At 59.5% G+C, this 26033-nt stretch carries 24 protein-coding genes; 13 read left to right on the forward strand and 11 right to left on the reverse strand.

All coding sequences use genetic code 11. The features are described from left to right. The first annotated feature begins 16 nt into the window (after positions 1-16). Together SIB56_RS11460 and SIB56_RS11465 are read left to right on the forward strand one after the other, a co-directional pair. Complete coding sequence (locus SIB56_RS11460) at positions 17-1525, forward strand: ClC family H(+)/Cl(-) exchange transporter (RefSeq protein ID WP_413324061.1); 1509 nt, start codon at positions 17-19, stop codon at positions 1523-1525. Between the two features lie 97 nt (positions 1526-1622). Next, positions 1623-3212, forward strand: a complete 1590-nt coding sequence (locus SIB56_RS11465) for a B12-binding domain-containing radical SAM protein (protein WP_413324062.1) — start codon at positions 1623-1625, stop codon at positions 3210-3212. On the opposite strand, the gene SIB56_RS11470 is transcribed toward SIB56_RS11465, so the two are convergent. The 3 genes from SIB56_RS11470 to SIB56_RS11480 are packed head-to-tail and all read right to left on the reverse strand — an operon-like array spanning position 3160 to position 5623. Next, a complete protein-coding gene (locus SIB56_RS11470) occupies positions 3160-4455 on the reverse strand; it encodes an O-antigen ligase family protein (protein WP_413324063.1) in 1296 nt (431 codons plus the stop codon). The two genes, SIB56_RS11465 and SIB56_RS11470, sit on opposite strands and share 53 nt — an antisense overlap. Then, positions 4455-5309, reverse strand: a complete 855-nt coding sequence (purU, locus tag SIB56_RS11475; RefSeq protein WP_413324064.1) for a formyltetrahydrofolate deformylase — start codon at positions 5307-5309, stop codon at positions 4455-4457. Before purU ends, SIB56_RS11470 begins: the two co-directional genes overlap by 1 nt. A 53-nt stretch (positions 5310-5362) precedes the next feature. Continuing rightward, positions 5363-5623 carry a sulfiredoxin gene (locus SIB56_RS11480; protein ID WP_413324065.1) on the reverse strand — a complete coding sequence of 87 codons (261 nt, stop codon included), beginning with the start codon at positions 5621-5623 and terminating at the stop codon, positions 5363-5365. A gap of 74 nt (positions 5624-5697) precedes the next feature. On the opposite strand from SIB56_RS11480, the gene psbQ reads away from it, so the two are divergent. The 3 genes from psbQ to pstS all read left to right on the forward strand — a co-directional run bounded on the left by psbQ (position 5698) and on the right by pstS (position 8374). Then, a complete protein-coding gene (gene psbQ, locus SIB56_RS11485) occupies positions 5698-6156 on the forward strand; it encodes a photosystem II protein PsbQ (protein WP_413324066.1) in 459 nt (152 codons plus the stop codon). 17 nt (positions 6157-6173) lie between these two features. Then, the gene (locus tag SIB56_RS11490) at positions 6174-7256 is read left to right on the forward strand and encodes an NAD(P)/FAD-dependent oxidoreductase (protein ID WP_413327345.1); all 1083 of its coding nucleotides are present in this window, start codon (positions 6174-6176) and stop codon (positions 7254-7256) included. 116 nt (positions 7257-7372) lie between these two features. Further along, positions 7373-8374 (forward strand): phosphate ABC transporter substrate-binding protein PstS, encoded by a 1002-nt coding sequence (pstS, locus tag SIB56_RS11495; protein WP_413324067.1) that lies wholly within the window; start codon positions 7373-7375, stop codon positions 8372-8374. 109 nt (positions 8375-8483) lie between these two features. On the opposite strand, the gene dnaK is transcribed toward pstS, so the two are convergent. Further along, on the reverse strand, positions 8484-10400 hold the full coding sequence (gene dnaK / locus SIB56_RS11500) for a molecular chaperone DnaK (protein ID WP_413324068.1): 1917 nt from the start codon (positions 10398-10400) through the stop codon (positions 8484-8486). A gap of 135 nt (positions 10401-10535) precedes the next feature. Here dnaK and SIB56_RS11505 point away from each other — a divergent pair, with 135 nt between their 5' ends. The 4 genes from SIB56_RS11505 to SIB56_RS11520 all read left to right on the forward strand — a co-directional run bounded on the left by SIB56_RS11505 (position 10536) and on the right by SIB56_RS11520 (position 12843). Beyond that, positions 10536-11450, forward strand: coding sequence for a shikimate dehydrogenase (locus tag SIB56_RS11505; protein WP_413324069.1), 915 nt, complete (start codon positions 10536-10538; stop codon positions 11448-11450). 51 nt (positions 11451-11501) lie between these two features. After that, positions 11502-11966 (forward strand): Tic20 family protein, encoded by a 465-nt coding sequence (locus tag SIB56_RS11510; protein ID WP_413324070.1) that lies wholly within the window; start codon positions 11502-11504, stop codon positions 11964-11966. 79 nt (positions 11967-12045) lie between these two features. Continuing rightward, complete coding sequence (gene rpsF, locus SIB56_RS11515) at positions 12046-12414, forward strand: 30S ribosomal protein S6 (RefSeq protein ID WP_413324071.1); 369 nt, start codon at positions 12046-12048, stop codon at positions 12412-12414. A 45-nt stretch (positions 12415-12459) separates the two neighbouring features. Then, the gene (locus tag SIB56_RS11520; protein ID WP_413324072.1) at positions 12460-12843 is read left to right on the forward strand and encodes a hypothetical protein; all 384 of its coding nucleotides are present in this window, start codon (positions 12460-12462) and stop codon (positions 12841-12843) included. Positions 12844-12865: 22 nt separating this feature from the next. On the opposite strand, the gene SIB56_RS11525 is transcribed toward SIB56_RS11520, so the two are convergent. Then, a complete protein-coding gene (locus SIB56_RS11525) occupies positions 12866-14071 on the reverse strand; it encodes an argininosuccinate synthase (protein WP_413324073.1) in 1206 nt (401 codons plus the stop codon). Positions 14072-14098: 27 nt separating this feature from the next. After that, a complete protein-coding gene (locus tag SIB56_RS11530) occupies positions 14099-14284 on the reverse strand; it encodes a hypothetical protein (RefSeq protein WP_413324074.1) in 186 nt (61 codons plus the stop codon). A 61-nt stretch (positions 14285-14345) separates the two neighbouring features. Between SIB56_RS11530 and SIB56_RS11535 the strand changes: the two genes are divergently transcribed. The 3 genes from SIB56_RS11535 to SIB56_RS11545 all read left to right on the forward strand — a co-directional run bounded on the left by SIB56_RS11535 (position 14346) and on the right by SIB56_RS11545 (position 16002). Continuing rightward, complete coding sequence (locus SIB56_RS11535) at positions 14346-14615, forward strand: DUF3134 domain-containing protein (protein ID WP_413324075.1); 270 nt, start codon at positions 14346-14348, stop codon at positions 14613-14615. 105 nt (positions 14616-14720) lie between these two features. Next, entirely contained in the window at positions 14721-15743 is a 1023-nt protein-coding gene (gene mraY, locus SIB56_RS11540; protein ID WP_413327347.1) for a phospho-N-acetylmuramoyl-pentapeptide-transferase, read from the forward strand. A gap of 10 nt (positions 15744-15753) precedes the next feature. Then, positions 15754-16002, forward strand: a complete 249-nt coding sequence (locus tag SIB56_RS11545; RefSeq protein WP_413324076.1) for a hypothetical protein — start codon at positions 15754-15756, stop codon at positions 16000-16002. 11 nt (positions 16003-16013) lie between these two features. On the opposite strand, the gene SIB56_RS11550 is transcribed toward SIB56_RS11545, so the two are convergent. Further along, positions 16014-16193 carry a cytochrome B6 gene (locus SIB56_RS11550; protein WP_413324077.1) on the reverse strand — a complete coding sequence of 60 codons (180 nt, stop codon included), beginning with the start codon at positions 16191-16193 and terminating at the stop codon, positions 16014-16016. Between the two features lie 44 nt (positions 16194-16237). Here SIB56_RS11550 and purT point away from each other — a divergent pair, with 44 nt between their 5' ends. After that, positions 16238-17407: a formate-dependent phosphoribosylglycinamide formyltransferase gene (purT, locus tag SIB56_RS11555; protein ID WP_413324078.1), complete on the forward strand. Its 1170-nt coding sequence runs from the start codon at positions 16238-16240 to the stop codon at positions 17405-17407. Here purT and SIB56_RS11560 read toward each other — a convergent pair. The 4 genes from SIB56_RS11560 to recN form a co-directional block, all read right to left on the reverse strand. Further along, on the reverse strand, positions 17404-19560 hold the full coding sequence (locus SIB56_RS11560; RefSeq protein ID WP_413324079.1) for an HAD family hydrolase: 2157 nt from the start codon (positions 19558-19560) through the stop codon (positions 17404-17406). The genes purT and SIB56_RS11560 overlap by 4 nt on opposite strands. Positions 19561-19797: 237 nt before the next feature. Next, positions 19798-21300, reverse strand: coding sequence for an alpha/beta fold hydrolase (locus SIB56_RS11565; protein ID WP_413324080.1), 1503 nt, complete (start codon positions 21298-21300; stop codon positions 19798-19800). Next, entirely contained in the window at positions 21297-24275 is a 2979-nt protein-coding gene (gene uvrA / locus SIB56_RS11570; protein WP_413327349.1) for an excinuclease ABC subunit UvrA, read from the reverse strand. Before uvrA ends, SIB56_RS11565 begins: the two co-directional genes overlap by 4 nt. Positions 24276-24322: 47 nt before the next feature. Continuing rightward, positions 24323-26011 carry a DNA repair protein RecN gene (gene recN / locus SIB56_RS11575; RefSeq protein ID WP_413324081.1) on the reverse strand — a complete coding sequence of 563 codons (1689 nt, stop codon included), beginning with the start codon at positions 26009-26011 and terminating at the stop codon, positions 24323-24325. Positions 26012-26033 lie beyond the last annotated feature (22 nt).

Consider the following 26033-nt stretch of genomic DNA (forward strand, 5'->3'; position numbering starts at 1 on the left):
CCTGGCTGGCTGTGACATGGTCGTTCTGAGTGAACTGAAACAACGCCGCCACCAGCTTGGCTCCAGTCGCAGCATCCGAAGGCTGCTGGAGCGACGCTGGTGGGTTGTGGTACTTGCCCTGATGCTCACCGGTCTGGGCGCTGCCCTGACTGGCGTGCTGTTCAAGGCCGGAATCAAAATTCTGAGTGGCTGGCGCCTAGAGCTGCTGGCGGATCTTCCCCCCTGGGCTGTTCTGCCAGGACTGGGAGCTCTGGGCGGCCTGATTTCAGGTCTGATGGTGGCCTACCTGGCTCCGGCGGCGGGCGGATCCGGTATCACCCACATCATGGGCTTCCTGAAACACCGGGCGGTTCCGATGGGGCTTCAGGTGGGCCTGGTGAAGCTCGTGGCTGGAATTGTGGCCATCGGCAGTGGCTTCCCGCTGGGCCCGGAAGGCCCTGCGGTTCAGATGGGCGGATCGGTGGCATGGCAGATGGCGCGCTGGCTCAAAGCGCCCGTGGCCTTCAGGCGGGTGATCGTGGCCGCGGGTGGTGGCGCCGGTATCGCAGCTGTGTTCAGTGCCCCCATCGGAGGTTTCGTCTACGCGGTAGAGGAATTGCTGCACTCCGCCCGACCCGTGGTGTTGCTGCTGGTGATCGTCACCACGTTCTGGGCGGATGCCTGGGCCGACGTGCTCGGCCTTGCAGGTCTTAATTCGAGTGGCGGAGGCCTCGATGCAACACAAGGATTTCAGCTGGAACGGGAATACACCCCGCTGGTGAACTTCCTGCCGATCGATCTGGGCTATCTGATCGGGCTTGGCGTGGTGGTCGGAGTGCTTGCGGAGCTCTACTGCCGCTACGTGCTTGCGATGCAGCGCAAGGGCAATGCCTGGTTCGGCGATCACCTGGTGCTGCGCATGGTGATCAGCGGCGGGGTGCTCGGTGGGGTGTATGCCTTTCTACCTGAGGCCTTTCACAACCTGGAGGGCCTGCAACACCTGATCGCAGATGGCAAAGCCGATATCCCCATGGCGCTGGGGACCTTCACCGTGCTGTTCTTCAGCACCGGACTTGCGGCTGCGTCAGGAGCCCCAGGCGGACTGTTCTTCCCGATGCTCATCCTTGGAGGAGCGATCGGTCTGGCCTGCGGCATCTGGGTGGAAGCGCTCACCGGACACGTACCGAGCACCTATGTCTTCGCCGGCATGGGTGCCTTCGTGGCCAGCTGTTCACGCACACCGATCACAGCGATGTTTCTGGCCTTCGCCCTCACGAAGGACCTGCTGATTCTCAAACCGATCCTGGTGGCCTGCCTGGCCAGCTTCCTCGTGGCCCGCCTGTTCGATGACCGATCGATCTATGAGCGCCAGCTGGGCATGGAGCTTCTGGAGGAGGATCACCTGGAAGCCCGCAGGGAGAGAAGGGGCGGCATTCATCACTCCTGGGAGGGATCGGTCCGACGCCGGAAATTCCAGGCCCCGAATCCCTCGACCCAGCACAAAAGCACAGACAACCGAGGGGATCCCGAATCGGATGATCGCTGATCCTTCAGGATGAAGATCTGAAGCACAGGCCCTCCTGAAACAGGAAACACTGCTGTTTGATCCGGCCGTACCGGAAACGGGTGCTCTGCGCGCAGTGATGGCCTTCCCCAGCACCTACACGGTTGGAATCACCAGCCTCGGCTATCAGATCGTCTGGGCCACCCTGGCCATGCGGCCCGATCTGGATGTGCGTCGCCTGTTCACCGACCAGAGTGATCCACTGCATCGGCAGACCGATCTGTTCGGACTCTCCCTCAGCTGGGAGCTTGATGGTCCCGTGCTGTTGGATCTGCTGGAACAGCAGCGGATACCCATCTGGAGCGAACAACGCACGGATCAGGATCCAATCGTGTTCGGCGGTGGTCCTGTGCTGACAGCGAACCCGGAACCGCTCGCTCCCTTCTTCGATGTGGTGCTGCTGGGAGACGGCGAAGAACTGTTGCCCAGCTTCATCGACACACTGCAGGAGGTTCGGGCTGAATCACGATCCGTTCGCCTGCGACGACTGGCCCAGGTGCCGGGGATTTATGTGCCGTCGCTATACGCACCAAGTTATGGCAGCGATGGGAATCTCAAAAACATCAAACCAATCGAAACGGATCTGCCAACAACCGTCAGCAAGCAGACCTGGCGCGGCAACAGCCTCAGCCATTCAACGGTGATCACCCCCGAATCCGCCTGGCCCGATATCCACATGGTGGAGGTGGTGCGCAGCTGCCCCGAGCTATGTCGTTTCTGTCTTGCCAGTTATCTGACTCTCCCCTTCCGCACTCCCTCCCTCGACGAAGGCCTGATCCCTGCAGTCGAGAAAGGGCTCGCTGCTACGCGCAGACTTGGACTGCTCGGTGCATCAGTTACTCAGCATCCACAGTTTGACGATCTGCTCAGCTGGCTTGGTCATGATCGCTTTGAGGATGTGCGCTTGAGCGTCAGTTCAGTGCGGGCAGCCACGGTGACGACTGAGCTCGCCAGCGGTCTGGCCCGCCGCGGCAGCAAATCGCTGACGATCGCCATCGAAAGCGGCAGCGAACGCATGCGCCAGGTGGTGAACAAGAAACTCAGCAACGAGCAGATCAGCGCAGCTGCACGTCATGCCAAGGAGGGCGGACTGCGTGGTCTGAAGCTCTACGGAATGGTGGGATTGCCCAGCGAAGGGGAAGAGGATGTGGAAACAACGGCTGATCTTCTGCTTCAGCTCAAGAAAGCAACCTCTGGACTGCGTTACACCCTGGGTGTGAGCACGTTTGTCCCCAAGGCTCAGACGCCCTTCCAGTGGCAGGGCGTGAGGCCTGAGGCCGACAAACGTATGAAACGTCTGGCCAAACGACTGAAGCCGAAGGGCATTGATCTGCGGCCTGAGAGTTACGGATGGAGCGTGATCCAGGCCCTGCTCTCCCGCAGTGACCGCCGCCTGGCACCTGTGATCGCCGCCGTACGGGGATCACAGGAAAGCCTCGGAGGCTGGAAAAAGGCCTACCGCAGCAGCAGAGCTGGTGAGCTGCCGGAAGCCCGAAGCGCTGGGGTGGATCTTCCTGTGCCTCCGCCGTGGGAGCAGGTTGTTCACGAAAACTGGTGTGAGACCGTGGTGCTCCCCTGGGAACACATCAACGGTCCGCTGGGAAGAAAGACCCTGCTCAGGCACCAGGGGCAGGCTCTGGCCGGAGCTGCTCCGACACTTCAGATCTGAGAGGTTCAAAGCTGAGAGACGCCCGCAGACCTGCGAGCAGAATCCACCCGGCAATGTTCAGACGACTGTCAAAAAAGGGCAGATCAGTGCCATGCAGAACCATCAAAACGAACATTGCCGTCCACCAGGCCCTGTCGAAAAGACCTGACAGTCCCAGGCGCAGGCTCACCAACAGAAGAGCCAGAACAAATCCCACCAGAAGGACTGCCACCGGCAGACCATGACTGATGGCCAGCTCCAGCGGCAGGTTGTGGGCATGACCATGCCACTGGCCGGTGCGAAGTGGATAGATCACTGAAAATGCCGCAGCTCCCCATCCCAGCCAAGGCCGTTCACCAATCAGTTGCAGCGCCACATTCCACTGGCTGATGCGCGTGGAGGCCAGAACCCGTTCTCCCCCGTACTGGCTGTCACTGAGACGGGCCCAGAGATTTTCAGGAACAAGTGTCCTGGCGGGATCCTGCAGCGATAGCGGCACCCCTGGAAGCACCGACAGCAACACAGGCAGCAGCGCCACAACCATCACAGGAATCAACCAAGGCCAGCTGGGTGGACCCAGAACAAGCGGCACCACCAGCACCAGCGAACCCCAGCCGTTGCGGGATTCCGTGAGCACCAAAGCCAGCACCACCAACACAGCCAGAAGCAAAACCACGCAGCGGCGCCAGCGGTTGAGCCCCTGCTGGACCAGGGCCGCAAGTGTCAGTGGCCAGACCAGAGCCAACCAGGCGGAGGCGATGTTGGCGTAATCAAATAGACCTGAAAGACGCCCTTCAGGCCGTCCGCCTGCTGCCATAAACCAGACGATCAATCCCCCCAGCAGCTGCCAGGGGCCCTGCCAGCCCCACCAGAGCTGACCAAGGCCGGTGATCACCACTGGAACAGTTCCTGCCACCAGCCAGAGAGCGCAGCGGCGGCGGGCCTCACCACTCAAGACATAGGGCTGAAAACCCCAGAACCCCCAGAAGAAGGGAATCCAGTTACCCAGACCGACCCAGGCAAGTGCCTGATCATTGGCCTGAAAGCACCCCAGGATCATCAGGCCTGCACTCATCAGCAGCGGAGCATTCCAGGGATCACGCCAGTAGGGGCGATCACGCCCGGCACTTCCATAGAGGAGAGCTGGGAACAGCAGCAGGCTGCCCAGCAGAGCCGAGGAAGGCAGCAGAAAAAGCCCGAGCTGAAAACAGCGCCAACCCGGTGAGGAGGCAGAGGAAGGTCTGCCCTGATCAAGCCAGACCATCACGCGAACACAGCCGTCCGACCCCTGTAGACCATCACCTGACGGCGCAGGTGAAGGCGAAGAGCCCTTGCCAGAGCGAGTCGCTCGGTATCACGACCCTTGCGGATCAGGTCTTCCACCTCATCGCGGTGGCTGACGTGAGCGATCGTCTGCTCGATGATCGGGCCGTCATCGAGTTCCTCGGTGACGTAATGAGAGGTTGCGCCGATCAGCTTCACCCCCCGTTCCCAGGCCCGGTGATAGGGCTGTGCGCCCTTGAACGCTGGCAGGAAGGAGTGATGGATATTGATCACATTGGGAAATTGCGCGAGGAAGGAGCCGCTGAGCACCTGCATGTACTTGGCAAGCACCGCCAGCTCAACCTGATGCTCAAACAACAGCTCAAGGATGGTTGCTTCGGCATCAGCCTTGGTCTCGCGGGTCACAGGCACAACAACAAACGGGACTCCGAACTCCTTGCAGCAGCTCTGAAGATCAGGGTGGTTGGCGATCACCAGAGGAACCTGCATGGACAGTTCCCCGCTGCGAGCGCGCCAGAGCAGATCCAACAGGCAGTGACTCTGCTTGCTCACAAGAATCGCAACGCGGGGATGCTCATCCGAGAAATGCAGCTGAGCTTCACCGCCGAGTCGTTGTGCCAGAGACTCCACCGCTGGAGCAATCGCCTGACGAGGCAGACCGAAACCATCCAGATCCCATTCGATCCTGCTGAGAAAAAGACCGGCACCTGAATCGGTGTGATGATCGGCATGACGGATGTTGCCCCCGTTAGCAGCCACCCAGCCGGCCAGCTCGCTGACGAGGGCAGGACGATCTGGACAGATCAGCTGCAGGATGACCGAGGCGGAGGACAAGAATTCCAGAGAAGCGAAGACATTGATTCTGCGCCCGGGGCGTTCCCGGCGTCTCAGCGGAGATGCAGTTTCAGATCCCTGGCGGTGGCCTTTCGGATCCGGGCACGGATGGTCAACATGCCGAGACGTTCATGAGCTGCAACCCGGTGACAGCCATTGAATCCCCAGAGCTGTCCATCCACCTCCAGGAGCTCGATCGGTTCATGCAAGCCTTCCTTTCGAATCGAGGCCATCAAGGCTTCAACCTTGTGCTCGTCAAGAAAGCGCTGCAGAGGCCTGCGAACGGAAGCCAACGGCACCGTGTCCACTCGCATGGCCGTTCGTGTTAAGGCGATGATCAGCCCAATTTAAGTGGCAGTTAAAGTCGCCACGATTCTCGTGAACTCCGATGCTGAGTGCCCTGCGCCGCGTGGCCGCCTTCTGCCTCTGCCTCGCTCTCTGTTTCGGCCTCGCTGCCTGTGATGGCGGTGCCAATGCCACACCTGCCACCATCAGCCCTGACGACATGGCAGTCATCCGTCGCCAGGTGGAAGGTTTCACAGCTGCCAGGGATCGGCTGCCTGAGCTGAGCAAGCTGGTCGAGGAGCGCGACTGGACGTTCACCCGGAACCTGATCCATGGCCCCATGCAGGAAGTGAGCCGCGAGATGCTCTACATCAATCAACGCCTGCTCCCCCAGGATCGAGCCGAAGCGAAAAACCTGGCCAAATCCCTGAAGGATGCCTTGGCCGATCTTGACGAAGCCGCTCGTCTTCAGGACGCCGCCAAGCTTCAGAAAGCCTTCGATGAACTGGAGTCAGGCTTCACCAACTACGCCACAGTCATCCCCGAGCAGGCGCTGAGCTGACCACATCCGTTGCCGTCATCGGTGCTGGAGTCACCGGCACCGGCACCGCCTGGCAACTTGCCAAGCTTGGACACAGTGTTTTGCTCGCGGATCCATCACTGGCGACACCGATCCCGGACACGCCAGCTGATCGTCATCTGAATGGCAGCACCGCCTCACTGGGCGTGCTCATGGGTCATGCCTTCAGACGTTCAAGCGGTCGGGCCTGGAGATTGCGCCAACGCAGCATGGCGCTGTGGCCAGCCTGGGTTGAACAACTGAATCATCCGGAATCACCTCTGGCTCTGGAGACTCCGCTGATCCAGCTCGCGGGCAGTGCCGAAGAGGCGCAGCGGCTGAACCAGCTCGCATCAGCGCGACCAGGATCAGGACTGCAGTTCATCGACAACACAAGGCTGCAGAAAGCAGATCCGGCCTGGCCGCAAGTTGGCCACGGAGCCATGCTCTCGGAACGCGATGGAAGGATCGACCCTCTGCGACTGCTGAAGGCACTGCGAAGGGGCCTGACGGAACAGAACATCGCCTGCCTGGCGACAGCTGTTGTGGAGCTGCAGCGCCTGAACAGTGGCAACCGACAACGCCGCTGGCGTATCAAGACAACCGACGGGACCTGCGAAGACGTTGACCGGGTGGTGATCTGCTCCGCCCTGGGAAGCAATGAACTGCTGCAGAACCTTGGCCATCAACGCCCGATGGCGCCTGTGCTCGGACAGGTTCTTGAACTTCAGCTCAACAACCCACCCGGACAATGGACTGCATGGCCGGCGGTGCTCAGCTGCAGCGGCATCAATCTGATTCCCCACGGACCAAATCGCCTGTGGATCGGAGCCACCCTGGAGCCTGGAACGACAGCGGATCCCGCCGCCGCAGACACCATGAAGCGCCTGAACGACCTGGCGCCAACATGGCTTGAGGAGGCAACACTGGCAGAGCAATGGTCTGGTCTGCGCGCGCGACCGATCGAACGACCGGCTCCCTTGCTGGAAGAACTTGAGCCTGGGCTTCTTCTGGCATCTGGTCATTACCGCAACGGTGTGCTGCTGACACCAGCAACCGCTGAATGGGTCTGCGAACAGATTGAAAACGCGCAGATGAGCTGAACCTCAATCGCGGGGGGACAAGCTGAAATAAATTCAGTAATATCAATCAGTCTTGATAGATCAAGATTGGTTGATATTTCCCATCAGGCGTCCCACCCTTGTTCTCCCACAAGACCATGCAACGCTCCTTTCTCACGAGAGCCCTGACTGTCATCTCAGGAGTGGCAGCAGGACTCAGCCTGGCTGCTTGCTCCACAGGTGGTGGTAGTGACGAAAAAATCCAGGGCAACCTTTCCGCAGCAGGTGCATCCTTCCCTGCGGCCATTTACCAGCGATGGTTTCAGGGCTTGTCGCCCCAGGGTGTGAATGTCAATTATCAGTCAGTGGGTTCAGGCGCCGGTGTGCGTCAATTCACGGCGGAAACCGTCGATTTCGGCGCATCCGACAAGCCAATGAAACCCGAAGCCATCGCCAAGGTGAGTCGCGGTGTGGTGCAGATCCCCATGACCGCGGGTGCGATCGCCGTGGCTTACAACAACCCCGGCTGCGATCTATCACTCACCCAGAAACAACTGGCAGGCATTTTTCTCGGGCAGATCACGAACTACAGCAAGCTCGGATGTGCCGACAAGGCGATCAACGTTGTTCACCGTTCCGATGGCTCCGGCACCACCTACAACTTCACGAAACATCTGGAAGCCATCAGCCCGGAATGGAAGAAGGATGTTGGTGCAGACAAGTCGGTCAAATGGCCAACCGGTGTGGGAGCCAAAGGCAATGAAGGCGTCTCAGCTCAGCTGAGTCAGATCAACGGTGGAATCGGCTACGTGGAACTGGCCTATGTGAAAGGCGATCTCCAGGCAGCTGCAGTGCAGAACGCCTCGGGTGAACAGGTGAAGCCCAGCAATGCCGCGGCCAGCGAAGCTCTTGGTTCCATTGAACTCGGTCCCGATCTGATCGGAAGTAATCCCAATCCCAAAGGGGGCTATCCGATCGTCACCTTCACCTGGGTGCTGGCCTATGAAACAGGTAACGACGACAAAACAGCAATGTTGAAGAAGACCTTCAACTTCATGCTTTCAGAGCAAGCACAGTCGCAAGCTCCAGAGCTGGGCTACGTCTCATTACCACCTGAAGTTGTGAGCCAAGCCAAAGCTGCTGCCGATTCCATCAATTGAACGATCGCAACCTCTAGATCAATTGCTTCAACACCAACTTGCACAAAAAACCCCGCCTGATCACAGACGGGGAACATTGAAAGATGGATTCAAACCAGGAATGATCTGATCACTTCGATTCAGTGAATTCGGCATCAATCACGTCATCGCCGGAATCACCAGATCCCGAAGCACCCCCAGCACTGGCACCTGGATCACCACCCGGAGCGGCACCTGCTTCAGCACCGGCCTGCTGATACACGGAAGCTCCCACGGTGTAAAGCTCCTGCTGAAGTTCCTCCAGCAGGGTCTTCATCGCGTCGTAATCCTCCTTCTCAGTGGCTTCCTTGAGCTTGGTGCGCTTCTCTTCCACCTTGGTCTTCGCGTCTGCATCAACCTTGTCGCCAAGCTCTTCCATCTGCTTCTCAGCCTGATAAACAAGGGTTTCGGCCTGATTCTTGAGATCGATGCGCTCACGCTTCTCCTTGTCGGCGCTGGCATTGGCCTCGGCATCCTTCACCATGGTCTCCACCTCGGAATCGCTGAGGGTGGAGGCTCCGGTGATCGAGATGGATTGCTCCTTGCCGCTGCCCTTGTCCTTGGCCGTGACGCTGAGAATGCCGTTGGCATCGATGTCGAACGTCACTTCAATCTGAGGCACGCCGCGGGGAGCAGCAGGGATGCCATCAAGACGGAAGGTTCCGAGGCTCTTGTTGTCGGAGGCCATTTCACGCTCACCCTGGAGCACGTGAATCTCCACGTTGGTCTGGCCGTCCACAGCAGTGGAGTAGGTCTCGGATTTCTTGGTAGGCACCGTGGTGTTGCGGGTGATCATCTTGGTCATCACACCGCCGAGGGTCTCCACACCCAAAGAAAGAGGGGTGACGTCAAGCAACAGGATGTCCTTGACTTCACCGGCGAGAACACCGCCCTGGATGGCAGCACCAACGGCCACCACCTCGTCAGGGTTCACCGTCTGATTGGGATCCTTGCCGGTGACCCGCTTCACAAGCTCGAGCACCGCTGGAATCCGGGTGGAACCGCCCACCATCACGATCTCATCGAGCTCTCCGGAGGAGAGCTTTGCGTCCTTGAGTGACTGCTCGACAGGAACGCGGCAGCGGTCAATCAACTTGGACGCCAGTTCCTCGAACTTGCCTCGGGTCAGGGTGAGGTCGAGATGCTTGGGCCCTTCTGGAGTGGCCGTGATGAACGGCAGATTGATTTCACTCTGCGTGGCACTGGAAAGTTCAATTTTGGCCTTTTCAGCAGCTTCGGTGAGACGCTGAAGAGCCTGCTTGTCCTGACGCAGATCAATGCCCTCATTCGTCTTGAAGGTGTCGGCAAGGTGATCAACGATCACCTTGTCGAAGTCATCACCACCGAGGTGGGTGTCTCCGGAAGTCGACAGCACTTCAAAAACGCCGTCGCCGACCTCGAGAACCGACACGTCGAAGGTTCCACCACCGAGATCGAAGACCAGGATCCGCTCATTACTCTTCTTGTCGAGCCCGTAAGCCAATGCCGCAGCGGTGGGCTCGTTGATGATGCGCAGCACCTCAAGACCGGCGATCTTGCCCGCATCCTTGGTGGCCTGACGCTGGGAATCATTGAAGTAAGCGGGAACCGTGATCACCGCCTGGGTGACCGATTCGCCGAGATACTTGCCGGCGTCCTCAGCCAGCTTGCGCAGCACCTGGGCGGACACCTCCTCAGGGGCGAATTGCTTTTCAAGAACCGGACACTTCACCTTCACATTGGAGCCGGCCTTCTCAACCGAGTAACTGACTTCCTTCGACTCCTCGTTCACCTCATCGACCCGGCGGCCGATGAAACGCTTCACGGAATAGAAAGTGTTGTCGGGATTCATGACCGCCTGGCGCTTGGCGATCTGTCCAACCAACTGGTCCTGATTCTTGGTGTAGGCCACCACCGACGGCGTGGTGCGAAAGCCCTCGGCATTGGCGATCACGGTGGGCTTGCCGCCCTCCATCACCGACACACAACTGTTGGTGGTTCCGAGATCGATGCCGACAACCTTGCCCATCCGTGCCTCCTTGCTTCGCGTAATGACTGATTAGATCCTCTGCATCTTCGGCAGAGGCAATGCCTCCAGGCGAGGTGTGGTTCCCGAACAGACCAATGACCCTGCAGGCTGGTGTGCAGGATCGCGCTTCTCTGAATGATCAGCGGAACCACGGGACTGATCGGCTTGCTTGGTCAACCCGTGAGCCACTCCCTGTCCCCGGTGATGCACAACGCTGCGCTGAAAGCGATGGATCTCGACTGGCGCTACATGGCGCTTCCCTGTGAGAAGGAAGATCTTGAGGCAGTGCTCGACGGATTGAAAGCCGTGGGTTGCCGCGGACTGAACGTGACCATTCCGCACAAGCAGCAGATTGCTGGACTCTGCAGAGAGTTGAGCCCCCTCGCCAGGCGACTTGGTGCCGTGAACACACTCACGCCTTTGAAAAACGACGGCTGGCATGGACACAACACCGACGCTGAAGGTTTTCTGGCACCGCTGCAGGAGCATTTGGAAGAGTGGCGAGGCAGTGAAGCGGTTGTGCTGGGCTGCGGCGGCAGCGCCAGAGCGGTGGTGGCTGGGCTGCAGCAACTTCCCCTGGCAGCGATCCACGTTGCAGGGCGACGCCCTGACGCGCTGGAAACCTTCCTGAAGGACCTGAAGGCGGACCAAAGCAGCGAAAGCGTGCAGCTGATCGCCACGGCGCTTGAACCGGAACCGATCAGAAGGGTCCTGAAGACATCGAAACTAGTGGTGAACTCGACGCCTGTTGGCATGCAGGGGCATGGAAATGACAAGGCGATGCCCCTGAACCGTGATCTCTGGGCGCCCCTTGATCCATCCATGACGCTCTATGACCTGATCTACACACCACGCCCAACGCCCTGGCTCGCACTTGGCAGGCAGCTCGGTTGCCGCACCATCGATGGCCTGGAGATGCTGGTTCAGCAGGGAGCCGCATCACTGCGTCGATGGTCGGGACGGACAGAGGTACCGGTTGAGCTGATGCGGGAAGCAGCCCTGCGAAGTCTGAACTCGAAACAGGCTCAACCTGAAGGAACCACAGACTGAATCAACGGACTGAATCACACGACCTACGCTCGGGCCACTATCGAGGCTGTAATGCCCATTCCCGTCTGGCAAAGGCTCCTGGGTCTACTGGTGTACGTGCTGCCCTGGAGCGACGCAATTCCTTTTGGAAGCCATCTGATGGGTCAGTTTCCCTGGATGCAATGGCTGACCCTGCCGGCCTTGCCTCTGGTGCTGCTCGAGCGGGGCATCCCCTTTGGGAATCTGCTGGTGTTCTTCGTGCTGTTTCTGGCCGTGGTGCGCAATCCGAACGTGCCTTACTTCCTGCGCTTCAACACGCTCCAGGCTCTGCTGGTGGACATCATCGTGGTCCTGCTGGGATATGCCTTCAGCATCCTGCTGCAACCGCTGGGCAGTGATCTGATGCTGCGCACCCTGTCGAGCACGGTGGTGGTGGCAGTGCTCGCGGTGGTGATCTTCGCCCTGATCGAGTGCATCCGAGGCAAGGAACCGGATCTCCCCGGATTGAGCCAGGCCGTGCGCATGCAGCTTTACTGAACGCGTCAACCCCAAAGAGATAGGCTGTTGGATCCGTCGCTCACAAGGTGAGCCATCAGTCCCCGTCGGATCTGTCTCCATGACCCAGCAGCCTTATTACGAGACCATGTACATCCTTCGTCCGGACATTCCGGAGGAGGAGGTTGAGTCTCACCTGACCAAATACCGCGACATCCTGGTGGAGACCGGTGCGGATGTTCTGGACAACCAGATGCGCGGAAAGCGCCGCCTTGCGTATCCGATCGCCAAGCACAAGGAAGGGATCTACGTTCAGCTGAGCCATAACGGCGATGGCCAACAGGTTGCTGTTCTTGAAAAAGCGATGCGCCTCAGCGAGGACGTCATCCGTTATTTGACCGTGAAGCAGGACGGACCTCTCCCGGCTCCCCGGGTGGTGCCCGGAAGTGAACCCGCTACCCAGTCCGAAACAGTCGAAACTCCAGCCTGAGCAATAGGCATTGTTGAACTGCTGACCGGGCGATAGCGTTCGGTCATGCAGCCTCAGGAAGACAAACACCAGGCACCGTTGCCACTCTGGAGTACTTCGCCGGAGAGGAGTTGGACAGGTCCGGCAAACGAATCTGAAAATGATGCTCTGCGCGCGCGCATCGTTGAACTCGAGCAAGTGTTGGCGGACTACGAAGCACTGCTGGGTGAGCTGCCCGAGCTGTTCGAGCGCAAGTTCCAGCAACGCCTTGATCCACTCATGGAGCGATACCGCCTTCTCGCGAAAGCTCAGGAAATGCTGGGTGAACCTGCGCTGCCACTGCTTGAGGAGCCATCCAAGCCGCTGACGCGGAAACCCATTCCATTTCTGGATCGCTGGCGTCAAAACCGGGACAACACAGAGCGACGCATCGATCGGAACGCCGCCTGAATTGATCCTCACTCAGGGTTGATCAGCGACGTCGGGCTGCAGACCAGAGCCTGATGGGCAGGCCCCAGACGTAGATGAATCCCTCTGCCGCGCGGTGATCGAACTGATCATCGCTGCCATAGGAAGCCATTGCAGGAACGTAGAGGCTGCTGTCACTTGATCCGCGGCCCGTGACGATGGCATTGCCCTTGTGCAGACGCAGGCGGACGGTGCCGTTCACATGGTTCTGGGTGCGATCCATGAATCCATCGAGAGCGTCCTTGAGCGGTCCGAACCAGAGACCCTGATACACCAGGTCGGCCCATTGCATCTCCAGCTGTCGCTTGGTGCGAAGCACATCCGCTGCAAGCGTCAGGCTCTCCAGTTCCTGATGGGCCTGAATCAGCAGGAGCAAGCCGGGGGTTTCGTAGATCTCACGGCTCTTGATGCCCACCACCCGGTTCTCGATCATGTCGAGCCTGCCGATGCCATGCATTCCGGCCAGACGGTTGGCTTCACGGATCAGCTCAACCGGAGCCAGCCGCACACCGTCAATACTCACCGGATTGCCTGCCTCGAAGCCGATTTCAATCTCCTGAGATTGAGAGGGCGCCGCGTCAACAGACACGCTCATGGCGAACACCTCTTCCGGAGGCGCCACCATCGGATCCTCAAGCGGGCCCGCCTCCACACTGCGGCCCAGCAGGTTGAGATCAATCGAGTAGGGCGATTTCTTGCTCACCGGAGCAGGAATCCCACAACGCTCGCCGTAGGAAATCGTTTCCTCACGGCTCATCCCCCATTCGCGCGCAGGAGTCAGCACTTTCAGATCAGGAGCCAGGGCGGCGATGGCCACATCGAAGCGCACCTGATCGTTTCCCTTGCCGGTGCATCCATGGGCGACGGCATCGGCACCCACTTCCCGAGCCACCTCTACGAGGCGTCTGGCGATCAACGGACGAGCCAGTGCCGTGGACAGCGGATAGCGACCCTCATACAGGGCATTGGCACGGATTGCCGGAAAAGCGAATTCCTCGATGAAGGGCTGGATCAGATCACCGACCAGGGACTGGCTTGCACCGGCCTCAAGAGCCTTCAGGCGAATCGGCTCCAGCTCATCGCCCTGGCCGAGGTCTGCCGCAAAGGTGATCACCTCATCAACTCCCCACTCCTGCTTGAGGTAGGGAATGCAGACACTGGTGTCCACACCTCCGGAATACGCGAGCACAACCTTCTTGGCGCGTCCCATCAAGCGGACTCCTGATCTGTATCGGAACTACTCCGATTCTCCCCTCCCGCGGGACGACCACAGCAGCCAGCAGACCATCAGCCCTGTGGGCACGAACAGCAGTGCCAGCACGGGCAGCCAACTGGGCTGAAGAGGATCAGGATGCTGATGTCCCCAAAGCCGCAGAACGGCGCTCAACAGCAGGGAAAGTCCCCAGACGGAAGCGAGAATCATCGCTTTCTTCAAGGGCGGAAAATTCGTTGTCTTCTATGATGAAGGATTGGCCCCAGAGAACTTGTCATCAGCTCTCACGGACTTGAGCGCCCTCGACAGCGTCAATCCGGCCCTGACCCGCTACGGCCGCAACGAGCCAGCACCGGTGCTCCCTCTGCGCGAGGAACCTGATCTGCTGAGCTGGCTTGAAACCAGCGGCCGTCTGGTGGAGGACGAGGAATCCAGCTCTCCCGAGGTCAGCACGGTTGAAGAGGAGGAACTCTCCGCGCTGATGGGTGAAAAAGAGGACTACAAGGCTGACGAAGAGAACGAAGAAAACTGGGAAGACTGACTTAATGTCCCAGCGATTCGTCTTCGGGACTTGAGCGCTTCTGCGGACCGATCCACCCGTCTCGACGGTCGTGTCTCCGCTGCTGTGTTGATCGCGGTGGTGGTCATGGTCGCCTTTGCATCGGACCGCTGGATCCCCAACAGCCTGCTGAGCCTGCCTCTACTCACGGCCACGCTGATTTCTGCCGTTGTGACCTGGTGGGGAGCACCGCAGCTGAGAGCACTGAAGATGGGCCAGGTAATCCGAACGGAGGGTCCTGAAGCGCATCACTCCAAATCCGGCACTCCGACCATGGGTGGTCTGCTGGTGGTTCCAATCGGGGTGATCGCAGGATGTCTGATCAGCTGGGAAGGACGCAGCGCTGAGCAGCTGTTGGCTGTCGGGCTGGTGACGCTGGCGTACATGATCATCGGTGGCATCGATGATTGGAGCAGCCTGACCAAACGCACCAACACAGGTCTGAAACCCAGGGGAAAGATCCTGTTGCAAGGTGCTGCCGCCGTTCTGTTTCTGGGCTGGTCTGCCTGGCAGGGATGGATTCCGGATGCGGTGAACCTTCCCTTCGAGCTGGTGATTCCTTTCGGCTGGCTGATCTGGCCGCTGGGGTTGTTCGTTTTCCTGGCGGAAAGCAACGCCACCAATCTCACCGATGGCCTGGACGGCCTTGCCTCAGGTTGTGGAGCCCTTGTGTTCACAGGTCTTGGTCTGCAGTTGATGCTGCGCGGCAACAACGGTGATCCGGCCTTGGCGGGGTTCTGCCTCGCGATGGCTGGGTGCTGGCTGGGCTTTCTCATTCACAACCGCAACCCGGCACGGGTGTTCATGGGAGATACGGGATCCCTGGCGATGGGCGCGTCACTCAGCGCCGTGGCACTGCTGTCAAACAGTCTCTGGCCACTGCTGGTGATGGGCGGCGTGTTCCTGGCCGAATCACTGTCGGTGATCGTGCAGGTCTGGGTGTTCAAAGCAACCAAAGGGCCTGACGGCATCGGACGCAGGGTGTTCCGAATGGCTCCGCTTCATCACCACTTCGAACTGGGTGGAACAGCCGAGCAGATCGTGGTGCCGATGTTCTGGCTTGTAACTGCAGGGCTGGTCATGCTGGGTATCGTGCTTCGCCCCACCTGATCCATCGACCATGAGCTATTTCACCTGGAAGGAAGCAGGTCTGACCGCCGATTGCGCCAGCCTCGAGGCGATGGCCGCACGATTTGAGGAAGCCGCCAGCCTGATGCGGCGCATGGCCGACAGAGGGTTCGTTCTGGAACAGCGCAACGGCGCTCAGCACATCACGCACACGGATGCGGAAGTTTTCCAGTCGTGGGGGTTTGTGAATGAAGAACCGGCGGAGCGCCAGCTGACCCTGATGCACGATCTTGAACCGTGAACTGATGCCCTTCAGACCCTCGTGCGCAGGGCTCCAACCAACCAGACAATGACGAACGCCAGCAGCGAAGCACCCAGATAGATCAGGGCCCATTTCTGCACAGTGGCGATCTCCCAGCCGAAGATCAACCCATCAGCGGCATCCCCCGCCGTTGTGAATGCAACGGACGTGAAGCCCAGGGTTGAGAGCATCAGGCGCGGAGCGAAGATCAGACCATGCTGCCCTGAAAAAGGCCATGACGACGTTTCCCGCCACCGTGATGCTTCTGGGCAGTGGTGAATTGGGCAAGGAGGTGGCCATCGCCGCCCAGCGCCTGGGCTGCAGGGTGATCGCCTGCGATCGCTATGCCGGGGCGCCGGCCATGCAGGTGGCAGATCTGGCCGAGGTCCTGGCGATGACCGAACCTGAAGCACTGCTGGAGGTTGTGCGTCGCCACAGGCCCACCGTGGTGATTCCCGAGATCGAAGCGCTGGCTGTGAACGCGCTGGACGAACTGGAAACGGAGGGCATCACCGTGATTCCCACGGCACGCGCCACTGCCGTGACGATGAACCGTGATCGGATCCGCAACCTTGCCGCCAAGGAACTCGGACTGCGCACCGCACGTTTCGCCTATGCCTGCAGTGCCGAGGAACTGCACAGAGCGGCAGAACCTCTTGGATGGCCAGTGGTTGTGAAACCGGTGATGAGCTCCTCCGGAAAAGGACAGAGCGTGGTGCAACGCAGTGAAGATCTTGATCAAGCCTGGGAGGTGGCCATCGCCAACGCACGTGGAACCTCCGCCCTGGTGATCGTGGAGGAGTTTCTGCGATTTGATCAGGAGATCACACTGCTCACAATCCGACAGCGAAACGGGTCCACTCTGTTCTGTCCGCCGATCGGACATGAGCAGGCCAACGGTGACTACCAGTGCAGCTGGCAGCCCGCTGAACTCAGCGAAGAACAGCTGCATCGGGCCCAGACGATGGCCCGAGAGGTGACCGACAACCTGGGCGGTGTCGGTCTGTTCGGTGTGGAGTTCTTTCTCTGTGGTGACGAGGTGATCTTTTCAGAGCTGTCTCCGCGTCCCCATGACACGGGTCTGGTCACTCTGATCAGCCAGAACCTGAGTGAATTCGAATTGCACCTGAGAGCTGTGCTTGGTTTGCCGATCCCGGCCATCCGCTGCGCAGCGGCGGCAGCCAGCAGGGTGATTCTCGCGGACAGGCATGGCAGCCAGGTGAGCTACAACGGCCTTGATTCAGCCCTGAGCGAACCCGACACCCAGGTGCTGTTGTTCGGAAAAGCCCAGGCCCGCCCCGGTCGACGCATGGGAGTGGCACTGGCGCTTGGTCAGCAACGGACCGATGCTCAGGCCAGAGCCGACCGGAGCGCCGCAGCAGTGAACCTTCAGATCAAGGACTAATCAAGTCGGGATCGGGCGCTGAGGAAGCGGTAGTGATGGAGACCCTCCAGCACGCCCATCAGACGGGAGCGATTGGAGAAATAAACCCGCTGCTGATGGCGACAGCCATCCAGACAGGGGTCGTGATCCGCAGTGACCACAGCGGCCGGCAGACCACGGACCAGCTCCACATCCCCCTGCTGACTGGCCACCACCAGGATGTGTTCCAGAGGCAAACCCCAGCGAAGCGAAAGAAATCGAAGGGCCTCGCTGCGTGAGGCCCGCATGGGCAACACATCGAGGAACCAGTGACATCGCAGCTGAGGCCTTGCAGGCTGGCCGCTCTGACGCAAACGCTGGCGGATCAACGGCAGCACGGATGGACCGGGTTGCTGCAGGAGATAGCTGACCTTGAACTCACCCTGTTGAGCAGGTTTCTGAAGCTTGATGTGATCACCGAGATCGGAAAGAGTTCGCTCAACGGACTCGCGTTGCCAGTCAACACTGATCTGTGCCTGCCAGAAGCGGTCGCACTGCTCATCCTGGCCATAGTGAATCTGAGTGCCGGCCTGGGTGATCCAGACCTGTGGATCAGGCAGATGAAGCTCTGCGAAACGTTGTCGGGCCAGCTCGAGCGACCGTCCGGTGAAGATTCCGAACCCTGTCTGAGCCGCTCGGGCAGACGGCGCCGTCAGCTGCTGCCGCAAAGTCTGCAGATCCTGGTCATCCGGCTGTTCAAGACTGCTGTCGAGATCAAGCAGCAGCAGACGGGAACCGAAAGGGCTGAGGCCGGAGGGCGTGGTGAGGAGCTGTGAGAAAACCGTCAGTGTGCTCGAACGCTTCAGTCGCTCCTGCATCTGCGCCAGGTAGCTGCACACATGGGCATCCCAGCTGTAGTGACGGCTGACAGCTTCCACTCCGTTGTCACTCCAGCGGCGCCAGCGCTCGCGATCAGCGCCAGCTCGCTCCAATCCGTCCTGCAGCGATTCCCTGTCGGTCACATCCACGAGCAGGCCGTTGTCACAACGGCTGAGGATGTCCCTGGGGCCCCCATCATCCGTGGCGACCATTGGCAGGCCCGATGACGCGGCCTCGAGAAGTGTGAGGCCAAATGGTTCGGTGAGTGCGGGATTGACGAACAAACCACGCTTGGCCGCCGCCCAGCGATAGATCGCCGGAACCTGATCGCGGCGATGGTGCTTGGGATAGGCAACCGAGCCGTAAAGGTCGTAGCGGTCAACCTGATCAAAGATCTGCTGAAACACCTCCCGCTGCTGACGATCCATCTGGCGTGAATCGTCGCGATTGCCCAGCACGAGCACCAGGTTGTGGCGCTGTCGAAGCACAGCGGATCGACCGAAGGCTTCGACGAGCGCAGGAATGTTTTTGCGCCGGTCAGCACGACAGATGGCCAGCAGCGGCGGACGCTCCGGCTCTCTCAGAAAGGAACTGAGCAGCCCGGACACTTCGCTGAGCTCTTCCTCGTTGCTGTGAGGATGAAAACGTCGGCTGTCGACACCAGGCGGCACAACCTGGGCGTGATCAGGGTTGAAACATCCGTAACGGGCGTATTGCTCTTCACGCTCCTGACGCGTGCTGGTGATCACCAGATCTGCGTGGGCAAGAGCCAGTTCCTCGGCATCGATGCGCCGACTGATCGAATAATTCTGCTCGATCTGTTCATGGTCTCCACCTGCCGCAAGCAGACGGCGCAATTTCTCACGCCCCAGGGAATGACCTGTGAAAGCGAGCGGAATTCCCAGACGGCGGCTGACCAGAGCCCCCACGTAGCCGGCATCGGCGTAATGGGCATGGATCCAGTCGGGCCTGTTGTGCTCCGCCCGGTAATGACGAACCAGTTGATCGGCCAGCTCATCGAGATGGGGCCACAGCTGTTCCTTGCGCAGATACCTGCGTGGCCCGAAGCTGAAACGACGAATTGATGCAGCGGGTCCAATCGGTTCGTAAGGTCTGGAATAGTCAAGAGAAACCCGTCGGTCCTGAATCAGCCGCGTGACGACCTCCACCTGAGCAACCTCGGCACGGTGGGCAAGGCTTCGGGCCAGCTCCAGCACATAGAGGGTCTGACCTCCGGTGTCTGCATCACGACCAAGCTCCAGATCCTGCGATCGGAACAAGCCATGGAGATGAAGTTGCAGCAGCTTCAGTCCCACAGAACCTCCAACACATTCAGGAACAGGTCCTGGTGTCCGATCAAGGGTTAGGTGATGTGGAGATTCAAAAAGATAAAAACAATCTGATAACTGAAAATCTCAGATCGGGAACATCGACAAATCGCCTTGTTTCAACAGGCTTTAAACCAGACGAGCGCTGGTACTTGCAAAGAATTTTTCTGTAAAAATGCAGACAGAAAAGACCTGCCTACAAGACACCAACGGCGTAAAGAATTTTCATAATTGACCGGTGACATCGATCAGCGGCACGCGTTGATTACCCCAACCACCTCCACGGAAGCTGAGCGAATCGGTGATTCCCAGATGATCATTGATCCAGGCGAGGATCAGAGGCCCCAACACAGGTGGTTCCTTGGCATCCACGGGCGCCCAGAGGTTGAAGTGATCACCGCCTGAAGCCAGCACAATGCGATGACCATTGGCCAGGGGCTGACCGTTGCGCAACGGAACAACCGCTTCAGGATCCGAGGGAACAACCCAGTCGCGCGTGCCGCTCACCAGCAGCACCTTGGCATGCATCGAAGGACCACTGGATTCATCAAAGAGCAGTCGCAGTGGCGGACTGACCACAACGGCGGTTCTGACTCTCGTGTCACCCATCGATCCCTGATCAGCTCCTTTGAGCCAGCTGCACTGAAGGATCCAGCTCAGATTGCGGTCCGGATCGCGAGGATCCTGACAACGGGTACTCAGCTTCCGGCTCGTGGTCTGCAGACCACCCAGCTGCAGAGCCGCGGTGGCGCCCCAGGAATGTCCGACAACCGCCACTGAATCGGTTTGAAGGGAAGAACCGGAAAACAGACTGCCGGTCTCGACCGCATCAATCACGGCAGACACATCCATCGGACGCAAGCGCAGTTCCTCCGATGCCGGCGGGGGTTGTTTGCCTTTGAACAGAGACTCCTGCTGCCTGGCATCGCTGCCCGGATGACCTGGAAGCACAACGGAGTAGCCATGGGCTGCAAGCAGATGGCCCCAGCCCTCGAAACTGGAAGGGGCATCCCAAAGCCCATGGGAGATCACCACCAGTCGACCGTTGGAGGAACCGGTCGGAGAGATCACCGTGACCTGGAGGGGCTGCGGACGATGTTGAACCGCAACGGTTCGCTGGCTGCGGGTCCAGCCGGATTGCGCGGCATCAGAGATCTCTGATGCAACAGGCCTTGCTGCAGTTCCCCTCTGCGCCAGGGCCCGCGCATCATCCTGATTGCCCCTGAGTCTCTTGGCGTAGAAAGCAAGCTCGGTGAGATTGAGAGAGATCTCATCTCCCGGCACATGACGAAGAAATCCCAGCAGATGGGGCTCGTCATCCCGATAGGCCGCGGCCAGAGCCTCCGACACCATGCGACCGCTGGTGTCAACGGGAACACCCTTGACCTCAACCAGTTCGGAAACAGTCAGAAGAAGCTGCTCGAACAGTGGATGGCCGAGAGATTGGCGAACGATGCTGCTGGATTCCTCAGGGAGGGGAGCCGTCAACAGTGATTCGATCAGCTTCTGCAATGAGCCGTCGCCAGCCCAATCCAGCTCCTGAAGATCAGGATTGGAATCGATCAACTCGCGGGCATTGTTGGCCTGGCTGAGATCGAGGCTGATGCTCTCCTCCAGCAAGGGCAGGGTGAAGGTGAGTCGTTCAACCGCTGCCACCGGTTGCACCACCAGCAACGAAGCCACAGCTGCAACCAGCCCGCGGAACCGAAGAGACACTGAGAACGTCATGCCGCCAGAGGGACAGTCTCCGGAGGATGCTGCTCCAGAACCTTGGCGAGATAGCGACCGGTGTGACTTGTTGGATGCTGGGCGACCTCTTCAGGCGTTCCAGTGACAACAAGCTCTCCACCACGATCCCCACCCTCCGGTCCGAGATCGATTAACCAGTCGGAACAGCGGATCACATCGAGATTGTGTTCGATGCAGATGATCGAATTGCCCTTGTCCACGAGCCGCTGCATCACATCCATCAACTTGTGAACGTCATAGAAACTCAGACCGGTGGTTGGTTCATCAATCAGATAGAGGGTCTTGCCAGTGGCCCTGCGGGAGAGTTCCGTCGCCAGCTTCACGCGCTGGGCTTCACCGCCTGAGAGTGTGGGTGCCGGCTGACCCAGCTTCACGTAACCGAGGCCCACATCCACCAGGGTCCGCAGTCGATCAGCGGCCTGGGGTATGGCGGAGAACGCATCAGCTGCCTGCTCAACCGTCATCTGCAGAACGTCAGCGATGGTGTGGCCCTTGTAGGTGACCTGAAGAGTCTCGCGATTAAACCTGGCGCCCTTGCACACATCGCACTGCACATAGACGTCTGGCAGGAAGTTCATCTCAATCACATTCACCCCCTGTCCTCGACAGGCTTCGCAACGACCGCCCTTGACGTTGAAACTGAACTGACCGACCTGATAACCACGGGCTTTCGCCTCGACCGTGGCGGCAAACACCTGTCGGATCGGATCAAACGCACCGGTGTAGGTGGCAGGGTTGGAGCGGGGAGTTCTGCCGATCGGTGACTGGTCGATCACGATCACCTTGTCGATCGACTTGAGGCCACGCATCTCACCCAGCCCGTTGGGAAAGGGAACTTTGTGGCCAAGACCATGCTCAAGCGCTGGGTGGAGCAGCTCATTCACCAGCGTGCTCTTGCCACTTCCACTCACTCCGGTGATCGAAACCAGACGTCCAAGGGGAAACTCAACGCTCAGATCCTTGAGGTTGTTCCGGTTGCAGTTGAGCAGCTTGAGGCTGCGGGTTCCTGCACAGCGACGCTCAGATGGGGTGGGAATGCTGCACTGTCCACTGAGGTAGGCGCCGGTGATCGACTGCTCTGCATCGAGCAGATCCTGAAGGGATCCCTCGGCGACGATGTGGCCGCCATGGACTCCGGCCCCAGGTCCGATGTCGACCAGGTGATCGGCGGCACGGATCGTGTCTTCATCGTGTTCAACCACGACCAGGGTGTTGCCGAGATCGCGCAGGCGCTCAAGGGTGGCCAGCAGACGATCGTTGTCACGTTGGTGCAGACCGATACTGGGTTCATCGAGCACATAAAGCACGCCGGTGAGACCAGCTCCGATCTGCGTCGCAAGACGGATGCGCTGCGCTTCTCCACCTGACAGCGTCATCGCAGGGCGGTCGAGACTGAGGTAGTCGAGACCGACATCCAGCAGAAAACGCAATCGCATGCGAATCTCCCGCAGGACAAGATCACCGATCTGCATCTGACGGTCGGTGAGCAGCGGTTCACTGGTCTCAAAGCGACCGACACCCATCATCTGCTCGATCCGTTCAAGGGTCTGACCCACACTCACAGCGGTCAGATCGGTGATCCGGAAGCAACCCATGCGCACGGCCAGCGCCTCCGGACGAAGACGTTTGCCGGCACAGCTGGAACAGGGCACCAGTTCCAGATACTTCTCCAGCTTCTGTCTCTGGGCCTCGCCACTGGCATCACGCAACTGACGCTCGAGAATCGGCAGAATTCCCTCGAAAGGCCTCTGATAACCGCCGTTTCCCTTGCGATAGCGGCTGTCAGCCTGAATCAGGATCGGCTCTCGACTGCCGTTGAGAAGCACATCCTGCTGCTCTTCCGAAAGATCTTTCCAGGGAGTCTTGATCTCGAAGCCGAAGGCCTCGCCCACGGAATAGAGCAGGGAAAAGTAGTAGGAGTTGTCCTTCTCGGCCCAGGGGGCAACAGCGGCGTAAACGGGTAATGAAGGATCGGGGATCACCCGTTCAGGCGTGAACTTACGCAGATGGCCGATGCCATGACATGCATCACAGGCGCCATAGGGGCTGTTGAAGGAGAACAGCCTGGGCGAGAGCTCCTCGATCACCGCACCGTGCTCAGGGCAGGCGAAATTCTCGGAATAGAGACGTTCCCGATCCACTCCCTCGGGAAGCTGCTCGTCCTTTTTGGGCACCACCTCAACGATGGCCAGGCCATCTCCACGTTTCAGAGACGTCCGCAGGGAATCTGTGAGCCGCTCCTGGATCCCTTCACGGGCCACAAGCCGGTCCACCACCACCTCAATGTTGTGGCTTTGGTTCTTGTCAAGCTCAATGTTGTCCGCCAGTTCGCGCACTTCGCCATCGATGCGCACCCGGGCGAAACCCTCAGCGGCAAGACCACTGATCAACTTGGCATGAGTGCCTTTCTTGCCCCGTACCACAGGAGCGAGCAGCTGGTAGCGGGTCGATTCAGGCAGGGTGAGAATCTGGTCGACCATCTCGTCGATGGTCTGAGGCCGGATCGGACGATCGCATCTGGGGCAATGGGGTTCACCGGCCCGACCGAACAACAGACGCAGATAGTCCTGGATCTCCGTAACAGTGCCGACAGTGGAGCGGGGGTTGTGGCTTGTGGACTTCTGATCGATCGAAATCGCCGGTGAGAGTCCCTCAATGGCATCCACATCCGGCTTGTCCACCTGCCCCAGAAACTGACGTGCATAAGCGGAGAGACTCTCCACATAGCGGCGCTGGCCCTCAGCGAAAATCGTGTCGAAGGCCAGAGAACTCTTGCCGCTGCCGCTGACACCGGTGAACACCACCAGCCTGTTGCGGGGAATGGTGACATCAACGTTCTTGAGATTGTGCTGACGGGCACCGCGAACCCGGATCACATCGTCATCGGAACCAGCACTCAGGTTCACCGGCACCGCCGGAGACGAGGCCTTTGATTTGGGAGCGGTGCGCCCCATACGGCTGGATCTCAAGAGCTGACGATTCTACGGAGATCAGCTGGGCCTCATGCTGCTTTCTGATCCAGAAGGCTGGCTGCATAAACCTCTGCTTCATGGAGGTCCCCTCCGGCCAGTTCAGCCAGCTCACGCTGGCGTTCCTGAGTGTCCCGCAGTTGGGACACCCGCGAGTGAGTGACTCCATCAACAACCTCTTTGCTGACCTGGAAATGATGATCAGCGGCAGCGGCAACCAGGGGCTGATGGGTGACGCAGAACACCTGACGGTGTTGCGACAGCATGCGCAGCAGATCAGCCATCGCGCCGCTGACACGGCCGCTCACACCCGTATCGATTTCATCAAACAGCAGGGTGCTGGATCCATCAACTTCAGCGAGGCAGGTCTTGAGAGCCAGCAGAAAACGAGACATCTCACCACCTGATGCCACCTCGGCAAGCGGAGCCATGGGCTGTCCGGGATTGGCTGAAAACAGGAAGCAGACCGCATCAGCGCCGCTCTCGCCTGGCTCTGTGGGATCAACAGCAACCTGAAAACGCACATTGGCGAGACCCATCGGCCTGAGATGGGCCATCAACCGCTCCTGAAGCTCCTCCGCAACCGCGAGGCGTCTTGAACGCAGAGAGTCATTGCTGGCATCACGGATTGCACAGGCCTTGCGCTCCTGATCGCGCAACCGTTCCAGAAAAACATCAGCCTCTCCAGACTGCTGACGTTCGCGCAGCTCGTCACGACGCTTGATCAGATCGACCAGATCCTGACCATGACGACGCACGAGGCGCTTGAGCTCGGCAAGTCGATCCTGAAGAACAGCCAGACGCTGAGGGTCGCTGTCGAGGGAAATGCCGTACCCCTCCAGCTCTCTGATCAGATCCTGAACACCGGTTTCAAGATCAAGACATCGATCACTGATCGAACTCAGCGATGGATCAAGACCCTGCATCTGCTGCAGCTCATGGCTGCAGGCCTGCAGATGATCGATGGCTGAAGGTGCCTGATCGGCCCCATCCACGAGACGGTCAATCAACAGACCCAGGCCCTCCTGCAGGCGCACTCCGTGAACCAGCCGGTCCTGCTCCTGTTCAAGCAGCTCAATCTCCGCAGGGTCATCAAGCTCGGCTCGATCGAGTTCAGTCAGCAACAGATCCAGCTCTTCACGCTGCTCCTGAAGACGCAGCCGATCGTTTTCAGCGCTCTCAAGCGCGTTCCGACAGTGAAGCCATTCGCCCCAGTGGCGGCGAACCTGATCCAGCTCGGCGTCGAGAGGAGCACCGCCGAGACGGTCAAGCCAGCGTTTCTGCTGGCCTGGACGTGCGAGCTGCTGCGTCTGTCCCTGAACCGTGAGATCGATCAGCAGAGGACGCAGGACCTGCAACTGCTGACGATTGACCATGACACCGTTCAACCTCGAACGACTGCTGAAGCGTTCGTCCTGACGCCGCCATTCACGGCTCACCACCAACTCCCCGTCGTCATCGGTGATCTCCTGCTCGAGCAGCCAGTGTCTGGCTGCTTCACCAGGCCGGAAACTGGCCTCGATGACGGCCCGATCACAACCTGAGCGCAGCAGCCGCGACCCGGCAGCGGCCTGCAGGCCACCAAGCACGGCATCTAAAGCATCAAGAAGGATCGACTTGCCTGCTCCCGTCTCACCTGTCAGCACGGAAAAGCCCTGATCAAATGCCAGATCAAGGCTGTCAATCAAAGCGATGTTCTCGAGTCGCAGGCCGGTTAACACGGCAGACCACGGTGTTGGTGCC

Origin of the sequence: Synechococcus sp. MIT S9503 (assembly GCF_047304175.1) — a bacterium.
Classification (GTDB): Bacteria; Cyanobacteriota; Cyanobacteriia; order PCC-6307; family Cyanobiaceae; genus Synechococcus_C.

What these genes read in the sequence shown, in the direction of transcription:
- SIB56_RS11460 (WP_413324061.1), top strand. Translation starts at nt 17, where the DNA reads ATGGTCGTTCTGAGTGAACTGAAACAACGCCGCCACCAGCTTGGCTCC.
- SIB56_RS11465 (WP_413324062.1), top strand. Translation starts at nt 1,623, where the DNA reads ATGGCCTTCCCCAGCACCTACACGGTTGGAATCACCAGCCTCGGCTAT.
- SIB56_RS11470 (WP_413324063.1), bottom strand. Translation starts at nt 4,455, where the DNA reads ATGGTCTGGCTTGATCAGGGCAGACCTTCCTCTGCCTCCTCACCGGGT.
- SIB56_RS11480 (WP_413324065.1), bottom strand. Translation starts at nt 5,623, where the DNA reads ATGCGAGTGGACACGGTGCCGTTGGCTTCCGTTCGCAGGCCTCTGCAG.
- psbQ (WP_413324066.1), top strand. Translation starts at nt 5,698, where the DNA reads ATGCTGAGTGCCCTGCGCCGCGTGGCCGCCTTCTGCCTCTGCCTCGCT.
- pstS (WP_413324067.1), top strand. Translation starts at nt 7,373, where the DNA reads ATGCAACGCTCCTTTCTCACGAGAGCCCTGACTGTCATCTCAGGAGTG.
- dnaK (WP_413324068.1), bottom strand. Translation starts at nt 10,400, where the DNA reads ATGGGCAAGGTTGTCGGCATCGATCTCGGAACCACCAACAGTTGTGTG.
- SIB56_RS11505 (WP_413324069.1), top strand. Translation starts at nt 10,536, where the DNA reads ATGATCAGCGGAACCACGGGACTGATCGGCTTGCTTGGTCAACCCGTG.
- SIB56_RS11510 (WP_413324070.1), top strand. Translation starts at nt 11,502, where the DNA reads ATGCCCATTCCCGTCTGGCAAAGGCTCCTGGGTCTACTGGTGTACGTG.
- rpsF (WP_413324071.1), top strand. Translation starts at nt 12,046, where the DNA reads ATGACCCAGCAGCCTTATTACGAGACCATGTACATCCTTCGTCCGGAC.
- SIB56_RS11520 (WP_413324072.1), top strand. Translation starts at nt 12,460, where the DNA reads ATGCAGCCTCAGGAAGACAAACACCAGGCACCGTTGCCACTCTGGAGT.
- SIB56_RS11525 (WP_413324073.1), bottom strand. Translation starts at nt 14,071, where the DNA reads ATGGGACGCGCCAAGAAGGTTGTGCTCGCGTATTCCGGAGGTGTGGAC.
- SIB56_RS11530 (WP_413324074.1), bottom strand. Translation starts at nt 14,284, where the DNA reads ATGATTCTCGCTTCCGTCTGGGGACTTTCCCTGCTGTTGAGCGCCGTT.
- mraY (WP_413327347.1), top strand. Translation starts at nt 14,721, where the DNA reads ATGGTCGCCTTTGCATCGGACCGCTGGATCCCCAACAGCCTGCTGAGC.
- SIB56_RS11545 (WP_413324076.1), top strand. Translation starts at nt 15,754, where the DNA reads ATGAGCTATTTCACCTGGAAGGAAGCAGGTCTGACCGCCGATTGCGCC.
- SIB56_RS11550 (WP_413324077.1), bottom strand. Translation starts at nt 16,193, where the DNA reads ATGCTCTCAACCCTGGGCTTCACGTCCGTTGCATTCACAACGGCGGGG.
- purT (WP_413324078.1), top strand. Translation starts at nt 16,238, where the DNA reads ATGACGACGTTTCCCGCCACCGTGATGCTTCTGGGCAGTGGTGAATTG.
- SIB56_RS11565 (WP_413324080.1), bottom strand. Translation starts at nt 21,300, where the DNA reads ATGACGTTCTCAGTGTCTCTTCGGTTCCGCGGGCTGGTTGCAGCTGTG.
- uvrA (WP_413327349.1), bottom strand. Translation starts at nt 24,275, where the DNA reads ATGGGGCGCACCGCTCCCAAATCAAAGGCCTCGTCTCCGGCGGTGCCG.